At 52.4% G+C, this 12,318-nt stretch carries 7 protein-coding genes and 2 pseudogenes; all 9 read left to right on the forward strand.

Features of this window, described 5'->3' with window-relative positions:
- Positions 1-46: 46 nt before the first annotated feature.
- Positions 47-1,024 (forward strand): annotated as a pseudogene (ftsZ, locus tag DPQ22_RS09405) (cell division protein FtsZ); the annotation flags it as partial.
- A gap of 1,156 nt (positions 1,025-2,180) precedes the next feature.
- Complete coding sequence (gene lpxC / locus DPQ22_RS02260; protein WP_150212957.1) at positions 2,181-3,101, forward strand: UDP-3-O-acyl-N-acetylglucosamine deacetylase; 921 nt, start codon at positions 2,181-2,183, stop codon at positions 3,099-3,101.
- Positions 3,102-3,426: 325 nt separating this feature from the next.
- A pseudogene (locus DPQ22_RS02265) lies at positions 3,427-4,200 on the forward strand (outer membrane protein assembly factor BamD); the annotation flags it as partial.
- Positions 4,201-4,582: 382 nt separating this feature from the next.
- On the forward strand, positions 4,583-6,265 hold the full coding sequence (recN, locus tag DPQ22_RS02270; RefSeq protein WP_150212959.1) for a DNA repair protein RecN: 1,683 nt from the start codon (positions 4,583-4,585) through the stop codon (positions 6,263-6,265).
- Positions 6,266-6,537: 272 nt separating this feature from the next.
- A complete protein-coding gene (locus tag DPQ22_RS02275; protein WP_150212960.1) occupies positions 6,538-6,747 on the forward strand; it encodes a DNA ligase LigA-related protein in 210 nt (69 codons plus the stop codon).
- 34 nt (positions 6,748-6,781) lie between these two features.
- Positions 6,782-9,022 (forward strand): NAD-dependent DNA ligase LigA, encoded by a 2,241-nt coding sequence (gene ligA, locus DPQ22_RS02280; protein WP_246681436.1) that lies wholly within the window; start codon positions 6,782-6,784, stop codon positions 9,020-9,022.
- 48 nt (positions 9,023-9,070) lie between these two features.
- Entirely contained in the window at positions 9,071-9,877 is an 807-nt protein-coding gene (locus DPQ22_RS02285; RefSeq protein WP_150212961.1) for a hypothetical protein, read from the forward strand.
- A 204-nt stretch (positions 9,878-10,081) separates the two neighbouring features.
- Positions 10,082-11,113: a DMT family transporter gene (locus tag DPQ22_RS02290; RefSeq protein ID WP_150212962.1), complete on the forward strand. Its 1,032-nt coding sequence runs from the start codon at positions 10,082-10,084 to the stop codon at positions 11,111-11,113.
- A 34-nt stretch (positions 11,114-11,147) separates the two neighbouring features.
- Positions 11,148-12,203, forward strand: a complete 1,056-nt coding sequence (locus DPQ22_RS02295) for a DMT family transporter (RefSeq protein WP_150212963.1) — start codon at positions 11,148-11,150, stop codon at positions 12,201-12,203.
- Positions 12,204-12,318 lie beyond the last annotated feature (115 nt).

Below are 12,318 nucleotides of genomic sequence, written 5' to 3' on the forward strand. Positions count from 1 at the left end.
TCTCAAAGGCATTTTTGGCGCGGGCAATGGTGAGAGAGGTAAGACTATGACAATCCAACTGCAAAAGCCGGATATAACCGAGCTTAAGCCGCGTATTAGTGTTTTTGGTGTCGGCGGCGGCGGCGGCAATGCTGTCAATAATATGATCAATGCCGGGTTGCAGGGTGTTGAATTTGTCGTCGCCAATACGGACGCCCAGGCTTTGACCATGTCCAAAGCGGAAAGACGCATTCAACTGGGTGTCAATGCGACAGACGGGTTAGGCGCCGGTTCTCACCCTGAAATCGGCCGCGAAGCGGCCGAAGAATGCCTTGATGAAATTATGGATCATCTGGGCAGCTCGCATATGGTTTTTGTAACCGCCGGCATGGGCGGCGGCACCGGCACCGGGGCGGCGCCGGTTATTGCCCGCGCGGCGCGCGAAAAGGGTATTTTGACTGTCGGAGTGGTGACCAAACCTTTTCATTTTGAAGGGCAGCGCCGCATGAAAACGGCAGAGGCAGGCATTGAGGAATTGCAGAAAAATGTCGATACATTGATTGTCATTCCCAATCAGAATTTGTTTCGTATCGCCACGGAGCAAACAACTTTTGCCGATGCTTTTTCTATGGCTGATCAGGTTTTATATTCCGGTGTGGCCTCTATTACCGATTTAATGGTGCATGAAGGCCTGGTTAATCTGGATTTTGCCGATGTGCGCTCGGTTATGCAGAAAATGGGCAAAGCCATGATGGGCACAGGCGAGGCTTCTGATAATGGCCGGGCACTGGCGGCGGCGGAAGCAGCCATTGCCAATCCGCTGCTGGACGAAACCTCAATGCGCGGGGCGCGCGGCCTGCTGATTTCTATCACCGGCGGGCGCGATATGACTTTGTTTGAGGTAGATGAAGCGGCTAATCGTATTCGCGAGGAAGTAGACCCGGACGCCAATGTTATTTTCGGTGCCATTATTGATGAAGCGCTGGAAGGCATTATTCGCGTTTCCGTGGTAGCAACCGGCATTGATGCCCGCTCTGCCGATGCTGTCGGCAGTAATGATTTTGTCGGTTCTGCCGCTTTGTCGGCAGGGCAGGCCGCCGCTTCGCTTTTAAAAAAAGACTCTCCGGCTGTAGCAGCAGCGGCAGTAGCTCCGGCTAATATCGGTTATGATGAAGAAGAGGATTTTGACGCCGATAAAGAAGCGGCAGAAGACTCTTATGCCGAGGCCGGCGTGAGCGATAATCGGGCTGCGGGCCGGTTTCCCGGCAATGGCGGGCGCGCCAATACAGGCAGCCAGAGCCGCATGAATATACAGGCTTCTTTTAACGGCAATCGCTCAGGTCTTGTTACTGCTCGTGAGGCAGAAGCAATGCCGGCGGAATTACCGCCGGAAATTGCAACGGATAATGCTGCTCCGGCTGAGGAAAATGCCGCTGTTTCTGCCCGCGCGGCTCAGACTATGCGTGTCTCGGCAGAGATGACTATGAATGCGCCGGCGCCTAATGCGCTTCATGGTGGCGGCGGCCTGGGTCAGCCTGTCTCGCGGCACACTATGCCGGCTGCAGGGCAGCCGAGCCTGGCCGGGCAGCGCGAGGCAGATCCCTTTTCTCTTAAGGACAGGGAAGATTTCTCTGCTGAATTGCGGCAGAATTTTTCGCCGCGAGACAGGGAAGAACGGGCGGAATCGGTAAACGGCGCCCGCGGTTTTATCAAAAAACTGCAGAGCTTTTTTGGCGGCGGTGATGATAATGCCGCCCGGCTGGAGCCGGCAGAAGAAGAGACTGACAATCAGGCTAATGGCCGCCGCAACGGCCGCGCCGGCCGGCCTGATGCGGCTTTTACTGAGATGACAGTGCGTGCGCCGGGCCGCCCGGCCAATATGGCGCGTCCGGCTGCCATGCAGCGCCCGGATACTATGCTTTACGGCAATCAGCGGGTGCAGGCGCGTATGGCGCTGCAGGAAGATAAAGAGGAAGAAAAGCTGGAAATCCCGGCTTTCTTACGCCGGCAAAGCCATTAATTTGCCCTTTTTGAGTTTTTAATCCTTAAGCCCCGTTCCTCAACTATAAGGAGCGGGGCTTTAATTTGCCCGGTCGGTTGCGGCTCAGCCGCAATCTGTTTCTCCGCTCCGCTTATGTGCTTGATTTCATGCGGCCGCCAGTGATAAATATAATAGAGTGAAACAGGCCGACAGGGTTATTATGCAGGTTTTTCAAACCACTTTAAAACGCAGTATCAGGCTGGAAGGTATCGGCGTTCATAGTGGCGCCGCAACGGTTGTGACATTGCACCCGGCGCCCGTCAATCACGGTATTATATTTGCCCGTTATGACCGGCAGGGGCGGCCTGTTCACTTCCCCGCCCTGAGCCGCTACAGCCGGCCGGCAGATTTATGCACGGTTTTAACGGCAGAAGGAGAGCAAAAAGGGGAAGGGCTGCGGGTAGAGACAATAGAGCATATTATGGCGGCTTTGTCAGCCTGCGGCCTGGATAATGTGCTGGCCGAAGTCTCAGCCGGTGAGGTGCCGATTTTAGACGGCAGCGCTGCGCCTTATATGGCGGCACTTGCCGCTGCGGGTATAGAAGAGCAATCGGCAAAACGCCATTATCTGCGCATTATCAGGCCGGTTGCGGTTAAAGCGGAGCGGGGCGCCGGTTTTGCCGAATTTTGCCCGCTTGGCTTTGGTGCCGCGCCGGCGCAGCTCTTTGCGGTGGAAATTGACTTTGCCGCCAAGGCTATTGGCCGTCAAAAGCTGGAATTTGCTTTAACCCCCCGCTATTTCACTGACAATCTGGCAGCGGCGCGCACTTTCGGCTTTTTGGCTGAGGCTGAGAAATTGCGCGCTTTAGGCCTGGCACAGGGAGCAGATGAGGAAAATTCGGTAGTGATTGACGCTAATGGCGCGGTGATGAATCCGCAGGCTTTAACTGCGCCGGACGCTTTTGTCCGTCATAAAGCGCTGGACGCAGTGGGCGATACGGCTTTGTTGGGGCACCCGTTTATCGGCCTGTTTCGCTCTTATCTTGGCGGACACAGGTTAAATTCTGCTGCGGTGAAAGCCCTACTGGCCGATAAAACTGCCTATGAAATAATTGAATTGACCGAGAACAGGCAGGCCTGACCTGTTTGGTCGCTATTGGTTGCGGCCTTTGGCGCCAAAAAGCGGGCGCAGTGCCGTGCCGTCCGCTGCTGTTTTTATAGCGGAACAGGTGCCGTGTCGGGGAAATATAAAGTTAATTTGTGTAAAAAGCTGATAGCGGCGCGGCAGATATTGACCTTGGCTATGAAAATCGGCTAAGCCAATGATTTGCATAATAATTGCAGCCTTTGTCCGTGGGTTACGGATTTTTGGCAGAAGCTGTTGCAAGCGGAGATATATCATGCCTGACCGGTTAAATTTACCTGTTATCTGGCGCAGTGTTTGTCATAAGGTTTTGCCGGCTGTAATGCTTGGCTGCGCCCTTATTATCGGCGGCTGCTCGGGCAAAAATAAAAGCTCCGATGATTTTGTTGAAATGAAAGAGCCGCCAGATGTCCTCTACAATCAGGCTTTGGCCAATATGGACGCCGGCCGGCTGAAAGAGGCCTCCAAAAAATTTACCGCTATTGACCGCCAGTATCCTTATTCGGAGTGGGCGCGCAAGGCGCTGATTATGGGGGCCTATAATTATTACAAGCAGAAGAAATATACGGATTCCATCAATATGGCCAGGCGCTATATTGCGCTTTATCCGACATCTAATGAAACAGCCTATGCTTTTTATGTTATCGGGCTTGATTATTTCCGCCAGATACCTGATGTCAGCCATGATCAGGGGGATTCCGCCAAAGCGGCTGAGGCTTTGCAGGAGGTGGTGAACCGTTTCCCCAAATCGGAATATGTCGGCGATGCCAAAGCCAAAATCCGTTTTGCACGTGAGCAGATGGCCGGCAAGGACATGCAGGTCGGCCGCTATTATCTGGAGCGCCGCCAATATTTGGCTGCTATTAAACGCTTTCGCTATGTAGTGGAAAATTATTCCAATACGAATCAGGTAGAGGAGGCGCTTTACCGCCTGGTAGAGGCTAATTATGCCATGGGTATAGTCTCGGAGGCGCAGGCAGCAGCGCATGCTTTGGGGCAAAATTATCCCGAAAGCGTCTGGTATAAAATGGCCTATAAACTGTTGCAGAAAAAAGGCTTAAGCCCGAAAGAAGATAAGACCGGCTGGATTGCCAAAATTTTCGGTTCGCGCAAAGCCGATGAAAAAGAAGCAGGCCCTGTGACCCGGGGGCAGGATATTGCGCCTGATGCTGCTGTGCGCGGCAGTGCAAAAGCGGTGGCAACGGGCGGCAGGCAAAACGGAAAAGCAGGAAAAGGCCGGTAAAAGCCCGGATAAGGGGCTGCTTGTCTGTTAAAGCTGTTATATGTGCTATATGCGCCGGCAGGGTTCTGGGCGTGTTGTGTCGTTTGGATAATTGCCTTGCTGCTGTGTTTCCCGCCGAGGTGTGATGCTGATGCTATAGCCGTGGCCGGCAGTGTGGCGGTGCCGCGCTTGCGGGTAAACGCTGTTGAGGCCGTAGCGGCTTGTCGCAATAGCGCAAGTAAAGTGATATGAGGTTATGCTCGTTCAGCTTTCTATTCGTGATATTGTGCTTATTGACAGGCTTGAGATAAAATTCGGCAGCGGTTTATCTATTTTAACCGGAGAAACCGGGGCCGGTAAATCTGTTTTGCTGGATTCTCTGGTTTTGGCCCTGGGTGCGCGCGGTGATGCTTCTCTGGTGCGTCATGGGGCAGAGCAGGGGCAAATAGAGGCGGTTTTTGATGTGCCGCTGCACCACCCGGTGCGGCAGATTTTGCGTGATAACGGGCTGGAAGATGATGGTGATATTATTTTGCGCCGCCTGCAATCGGCTGACGGCCGCTCACGCGTTTTTATCAATGATAAAATAGCCGGCCTTGCCGTTATGCGGGCTATTGGCAGCCAGTTGGTAGAAATTCACGGCCAGCACGCTGACCGTGCTTTTGCCGATATTGAAACGCATCGCGCTTTGCTGGACGCTTTTGGCAGCCTGCTGCCGCAAGTGGCGGTGCTTGGCCGTTTGCATCAGAGCTGGAAAGAGGCTGTACGGGCGCTGGCCGGGCAGCGGCAGAAAATGGCAGAAGCGGCAAGAGAAGCGGAATATTTGCGCAATAGCGCGGAGGAGCTGGCAAAACTGGCGCCGCAGGCGGGAGAAGAAGAAAGCCTGTCTGCTCGCCGCAGCCTGATGATGAAAGCAGAAAAAATCGCCGGTGATATTATAGAAGCAGGCGAGTTGTTGTCGGGTTCGCAATCGCCTGTGCCGGTTTTATCTAATCTGGTTCGCCGGCTGGAGCGGAAATCGGCAGAAGCGCAGGATTTGCTGGCGCCTGTTGTGCAGGCTTTGGATAAAGTTTTGCAGGCTCTGGCTGAAGCACAAGACCATATTGAGACTGCCGGCCGCAGCCTGGATTTTGACCCGCAGGAAATGGAAAGAGTAGAAGAGCGCCTGTTCAGCTTGCGGGCAGCGGCGCGGAAATATGCGGTAGCGGTGGAGAATTTGCCGGCATTGCAGGCAAAAATGGCTGCTGATTTGCGCTTGCTGGAGGCGGGTGAAGAAAGCCTGCAACATTTGGAAAATGAGGCGGAAAAGGCTCGCTCTGCCTATGATAAAGCGGCAGAAATTTTGTCACAGCAACGGGCAATGGCGGCCGGACAATTAGAGCAGGCAGTGCAGGCGGAATTGCCGGCTCTGAAGCTGGAAGGCGCTGCTTTTCTTGTCAATCGGCAGGTGGATCAGGAAAATCGCCGCGCCGAGGGTATTGATAATGTGGAATTTCAGGTGCAAACCAATCCCGGCACCAGAGCCGGGCCGATGATGAAAACTGCCTCAGGTGGGGAATTATCGCGTTTTTTGCTGGCGCTGAAAGTGGTTGTGGCTGAAAAAACATCAGCTCCTACCCTGGTATTTGATGAAATTGATACGGGCGTTGGCGGCGCGGTGGCCGATGCTATTGGCAAAAGGCTGCAAAAATTATCGAGCCGGGTGCAGGTTTTGGCCATAACGCATGCACCGCAAGTGGCTGCCCGGGCTGATGCGCATTTTCTCATTAACAAGGCAGAGCAGCCGGTGCCCAATTCAGGCAAAAAAGGCCGGCTTGCCACGCAAATCCGGCTAATGGCGGTGCCGGAGCGGCAGGAAGAAATTGCCCGTATGCTGGCGGGAGAACATATTACTGACGAAGCGCGCGCCGCCGCAGAAAAATTGCTGGCGGCAAAATAGCCGGGAGTAAAGCCGCCAGACAAGCCGGGGATAGCTTAAAACCGGCCTGGCGGGTTGTCTGCCGGCGTGAATGGGCGTATTTTGGCCGCAATCCGGCGTAATCTGGCGCGTGAGCCGGCTTTTATGCCGGTTTCCCGGCCAGGTTTGGCGCATATCTGCCCCAGGCCGGGCAGCGGGTGTGTGAGCTTGGAGAATATCTTGCTTGCCCGGGGCAAATATGCTATAAATGGAAACCGTATATACTGCCTTGATTTCACGGAAAGGCCTTCGCTATGACACGACTGCACTATTTGGCCAAAGAAATTGCCCGCCATGATACGCTCTATCACGGGCAGGATAATCCTGAAATTTCTGATGCGGAATATGATGCCCTGCGCCGTGAATATGCTGATTTGCGCACCGCTTTTATGAAAGAGCGGTCGGCAGAATTCAAAGGTTTTGCCAGACGATTAGGCGCTATGGCAAAGAAAATTGCCGCCTGAGACGGTTTCCTTTTAGCGCCGGTGGTAGAGCTTTGTGGTCAACGCAGGAGATTTAAGCAAAGAAAAAGCGCAAGCGGAGCTGGAAGAGCTTTGCCGTGAGCTTGTTGCTGCCGGCAAAGCTAACGCCGGGGCGCTGTTTTATGCGGATCTGCCGCAGCGTTTTGCGGCTTTTGAGCAGCGCTTTCCCCACATTGAGCGACAATTTCCGGAACTGTCCGAGCTGGTCTTGGAGGTGCGGTCTTTTTTGACGCAGCGCGCGGCTAAAGATGCTGAATTATTGCAGGCCGATAGTGAGCTTGGCCGTGTCGGCGCGCCGGTTTCAGAAAAATTCGCCAAAATAGCGCATAAGCTGCCGATGCTGTCGCTGGATAATGCTTTTAGCGCGCAAGATGTTGAAGATTTTGTCGCCCGTATCCGCCGCTTTTTGCGCCTTAAAGCCGAGACAGAGCTTGACTTTACGGCTGAGCCGAAAATTGACGGCCTCTCTTTAGCACTGCGTTATGAGCATGGCGCGCTTGTTCAGGCGGCGACCCGCGGTGACGGCACGACCGGTGAAAATGTAACCAATAATGCCCGCACAATAGCCGATATTCCCGCCCGCTTAAGCGGCAACCCGCCAGCCGTGCTGGAAGTGCGCGGCGAAATTTATATGAGCAAGGCCGATTTTGCCGCTTTAAATGCCGCACAGGCTTTGGCCGGCCTGCCGGGTTTCGCCAATCCGCGCAATGCGGCAGCCGGCAGTTTGCGGCAGTTAGATTCCCGCATTACGGCCGGGCGCAATTTACGTTTTTTCGCCTATGCCTGGGGGGAGGTAAGCCGCTTGCCGGCTGATACGCAATGGGGCATGATGGAAGCCTTCCGCTCTTACGGTTTTATCACCAATCCGCTGACAAAATTATGTCGCAATGCGGCGGAATTGCTGGCGCAATATCGCCTGATTGAAGAAGGTCGCGCCGGGCTGGATTATGATATTGACGGCGTGGTTTATAAGGTTAATGCGCTGGCTTTGCAGCAGCGGCTGGGCTTTGTTTCACGCTCGCCGCGCTGGGCGATTGCGCATAAATTCCCGGCTGAGCGAGCTTTTACAGTTTTAAAATCTATTGATATTCAGGTGGGGCGCACCGGCGCACTCACCCCGGTGGCGCGGCTTGCTCCGGTTAATGTCGGCGGTGCCGTGGTGACCAATGCGACCTTGCATAATGAGGATTATATTAAGGGTGTTGATTCGCATGGCGGAGAGTTGCGCCAGGGGCGCGATATTCGCGTTGGCGACACGGTTATTGTCCAGCGCGCCGGTGATGTGATTCCGCAAATTGTTGATATTGTGCCGGGCAAAAGGCCGGCAAAGACTGAGCCTTTTACCTTTCCTGCGCTTTGTCCTGTTTGCGGCAGCCATGCCGTGCGGGAAGAGGGAGAGGCAGTCTATCGCTGCATGGGCGGGCTGGTATGCCCGGCGCAGGCGGTTGAGCGCATACGCCATTTTGTTTCGCGCAATGCTTTTGATATTGAAGGCCTGGGTGAGGAAAGAGCAGAGTTTTTCTTCAAAGTGGAAGATAAAAATTTGCGTATCCGCAACCCGGCCGATATTTTCACTTTGCAGCAGCGGCAGAAAAATGCGTTGAAAAAGCTGGAAAATCTGGAGGGTTTTGGCACCAGATCGGCACAGAAAATTTATGATGCTATTGATGCGCGGCGCAATATTGCTTTAAGCCGTTTTATTTATGCTTTGGGTATCCGCCATGTCGGCGAGGTCAATGCCCGCCGCCTGGCGCGCGCCTATCACAATTATGCCGCTTTTGCCCAGGCTGCTGCGGCGGCAGAAAAGCCGCGCAACAAAAACATGGCGGAAAAGCCGCAGGACAAAGCAGATAAAGGCAATGCCGCCTGGCAGGTAATGGTGGCGGTGGAAGGCATTGGCGCGGTGGTGGCAGAAGCGGTAGTAGATTTTTATGCCGAAGAGCATAACCGCGCTGTGCTGGCCTCTCTGCTGGAGGAAATCACGGTAGAGAAAGAAGAGCCGCTTGTCAGCGCCGATTCACCGGTAGCCGGGCGGATTGTGGTTTTTACCGGCAGTCTGGAATATATGTCGCGCGATGAAGCCAAAGCCATGGCCGAACGTTACGGCGCCAAACCGGCTTCCAGTGTTTCGAGCAAAACGGATTTGGTGGTGGCAGGAGCAAAAGCCGGGTCAAAGCTGGATAAAGCGCGGCAGTTTGGCATAAAAATAATTGATGAGCGGCAATGGCTCGATTTGCTGGGGGAAAAGCTGCTTTAAGCAGCAGGGGGCAGTGTAAGCAGTGCAAAAAATTTAAATAAAAATCGCATGGCTTCTATCGAGGCTGTTTTAAATGATGCTTTGCAAATTCTGGAATCTTGTAAAAATAAAACAGCTTCCAGTTTTTGCCGTCAGGATATTGCTAAACTTGTTAAAAGTTTAGAGAAAAAACATTTTTCGTCTGGAATAAAAAGAGATAGTGCTGGAATTGATACCGCTTCAGAAGCATTTAAAAGGAAATTAAAAAATAATTACAGGAACTCTGAAGATAGAGTTTTATATAATTTTCTGCAAACTTATATTCTGGGAGAACCGTTCCCGTTTAGCTGGCCTGTAGCAATTATAAAACAGGAAAGCCCGGATTTTGTTATAAAAGACAAGCATAAAACCATAGCGATAGAGTGCACGCAGCTTATGAGCGATTTTGAAGCCGAACATTGCATTCCGTATCAGAGTGCGGTGATTGAGGCTTTTTGCCAAGGTGAACCGCCTCCGAATAAAAAGGATTTTGGCATTGATGCAGACATAGGCCGAACAGGTAGAACTCTCCCCTTGACTGATGGTGTTATAAATATTTTCATACTGCCAAATAAAATTGATGCAACGGCAATTATAGCAAAAGCAAAAAAGCTGATAGAACAAAAAGAAAGCAAAGCCAAAACTTATAAAGCAAATGGTGATTTTGATGAAATATATTTGCTGATTTATGTTAGAGGCATGAGTGCAGTGCAGATGGAAAAAATTGAAAAAGCGGTTAAAACTTCCGTTGCTGGTGCCTTCAATGCACTTATCTTTCTGAACCTCTCAGGCGCATATGAAATTGAAATTCATGCGCCTTATGACAGCCTGGCTTGATGATGGCGCTTTGATGCGGCCGGTAACGGAATAAATCTGCTTGCTGTTTTGCCGGCTTGCTTTGCGGGATATTTTTTGTGATGATGGCGGGGTTTGCACTTTTTGCCATGGTTTCTTTGGCTCTATATGCGCCGCGTTTTCAGTATATTTATTAAACCGCAATGAATATGGGCCTGAGCTTCTGCCCTGTTTAGAGTTATACACATGAAAAAAACAAAATATTCTGAAAAAAGCAATATTAAACTTATTAAATCGGCGAAAGCCGCCGGCCCTGCGCCCAAGCCGGATAAAGACAGTATAATCTGCCCTGCTGCGGTAGAGAAACTGGAGGCAGAGGGTAAAACCCGTTATGGCCTGGGCATTATTCTGGTCATTATTGCGACCTTTATTTTCGCCTGGCAGGACGCGGTGACCAAAACGCTGGTAAACCATTATCCTATCAGTTTTATTGTGTTAATCCGCGGCTGGATATTTCTGGCTGCCGGGCTGGCCTTTCTGGCTTTTTCCGGCAGGGGCGGCATAAAAGCCAATATTAAAACCAAAAGGCCGGTCTTACAGGTTTTTCGCGGTTTGCTGGTGACATGCCAGTGGCTGGCGGCGGGGGTGGGCGTGCATTATCTGGGGCTGGCGGAATCTACCGCTCTTTATGAAGCCTATCCGCTGTTTGGCACCGTGCTGGCCATATTTATTTTGCATGAGCAAGTAGGCTGGCGGCGCATTTGCGGGGTTATTATCGGTTTTATCGGTATTCTTATTATGGTTCGCCCCGGAGCGGGGATAATGTCGGGCGGGGCGCTTTATGCTTTGGCCGGAGCGTTTATTTTTGCCGTTTATATGGTGCTGACCCGCTTGGTGGCCGGCTCAGATCAGCCGCCGACCTCGTTTTTTTATATGGGTGCCGTGCCGGCTGTCGTGATGACTCTGGCGGCGCCTTATGTCTGGGTGGATATGGCGGCAAAGGATATTTGGCTGTTTGCTTTATTGGGGCTTTTTGCTGTTTCGGCGCATTTTTGCATGATAAAAGCGCTCACTCTGGCGCCGGTAGCCATACTCCAGCCGTTTAATTATTTTCAGCTTGTCTGGTCAATTTTTGTCGGTTTGGCCGTTTTCGGCGATTTGCCTGATAAATATGTTTTTATCGGCGCGGCGCTGGTGGTGTTGAGCGGATTATTTGTGCTCTATCGCGGGCAGGTGCGCAAACCGCGTATTTTTGTTGAAGCCAAGGCTGATTCATGACCAAAAGCAGCCGGAGCAAATATAAGGAAGCAGTATGGCGGCAGCAGATAACAGGCCGGGCGGCAAAAATATGCACCGCCGCTTAGGGGCGGCGGCGGCGCGCCTGGCGCGCCTGTTGGCGCATAAAGGACGCGTGCCGGCAAAAGCGGCGGCGGCGGCACCGGTGCGGCAGGCAGAAATGGCGGTTGAGGCGGCAACCGGCAATCTCGATACAGGCCGGCTTGGCTGGGGTATTGCTTTTCTGGTAACCGGCACTTTTATGTTTGCCCTGCAAGATGCTGCCACCAAAAGCCTGGTGAGCAGCTATCCGATCAGCTTTATTATTATGACGCGCTGTTTTGCGCTGTTTATCGGCTCATTTTTGCTGTTATCAGCCTCACCCGGCGGGATAAAAGCCAATATTAAAACCAAAAAGCCGGTTTTGCAGTTTTTGCGCGGCGCTTTGGTGATGAGCCAATGGCTGCTGGCTGCTTATAGTATGCGTGAGCTGGGGCTGGGGGAAACAACGGCGCTTTATGAGGCCTATCCGCTGTTTTGCACGATTCTGGCTGTGTTTATCCTGCATGAAACGATTGGCTGGCGGCGGATAGTCGGCCTGATTATCGGTTTTTGCGGTATTTTGATAATGGTGCGTCCGGGTTTTGGCGCTGTCTCGCTCGGCACTTTATGTGCTTTAAGCGGTGCGCTTCTATTTGCCTTTTATGTGGTGCTGACCCGGCTGGTGGCAAATTATGATCAGCCGCAAACCTCATTTTTTTATATGGGATCCGTATCAGCGGCTTTGATGCTGCCGGCGCTGCCTTTTATCTGGACACAAATTGCCTGGGGAGATATTTGGCTGTTTGCGGCGCTGGGCCTGTTTTGTGTCAGTGCCCATTTTTGCATGATTAAAGCTTTGTCACTGGCGTCTGTTGCGGTGTTGCAGCCGTTTAATTATTCGCAGCTTATATGGTCTATTTTGATCGGCTTTATTGTTTTTGGCGATGTGCCTGACAAATATGTGTTTATCGGCGCCGGTCTGGTTGTGTTTAGCGGCCTGTTCGTTATTTTCCGCGGCCATATGCGCAAACCGCGCATTTTTGTTGAATAAAAGCGCCTGAACGCGGTGAAAAAGTCTGACAGGGGCGGTTGCCGCAAAATTGCTGTTGCAAAACCGGCAGGGCTGCCTTAAGGTCATAAACAGCAGAGGATTGTTGCGCCGGGCG

It is taken from the genome of Candidatus Tokpelaia sp., assembly GCF_008636115.1.
In the GTDB taxonomy this organism is placed as follows: Bacteria; Pseudomonadota; Alphaproteobacteria; order Rhizobiales; family Rhizobiaceae; genus QLZD01.

Coding starts and splice junctions, on each gene's coding strand:
- DPQ22_RS02290 (WP_150212962.1), top strand. CDS start 10,082: ATGAAAAAAACAAAATATTCTGAAAAAAGCAATATTAAACTTATTAAA.
- DPQ22_RS02285 (WP_150212961.1), top strand. CDS start 9,071: ATGGCTTCTATCGAGGCTGTTTTAAATGATGCTTTGCAAATTCTGGAA.
- DPQ22_RS02295 (WP_150212963.1), top strand. CDS start 11,148: ATGGCGGCAGCAGATAACAGGCCGGGCGGCAAAAATATGCACCGCCGC.
- recN (WP_150212959.1), top strand. CDS start 4,583: ATGCTCGTTCAGCTTTCTATTCGTGATATTGTGCTTATTGACAGGCTT.
- lpxC (WP_150212957.1), top strand. CDS start 2,181: ATGCAGGTTTTTCAAACCACTTTAAAACGCAGTATCAGGCTGGAAGGT.
- DPQ22_RS02275 (WP_150212960.1), top strand. CDS start 6,538: ATGACACGACTGCACTATTTGGCCAAAGAAATTGCCCGCCATGATACG.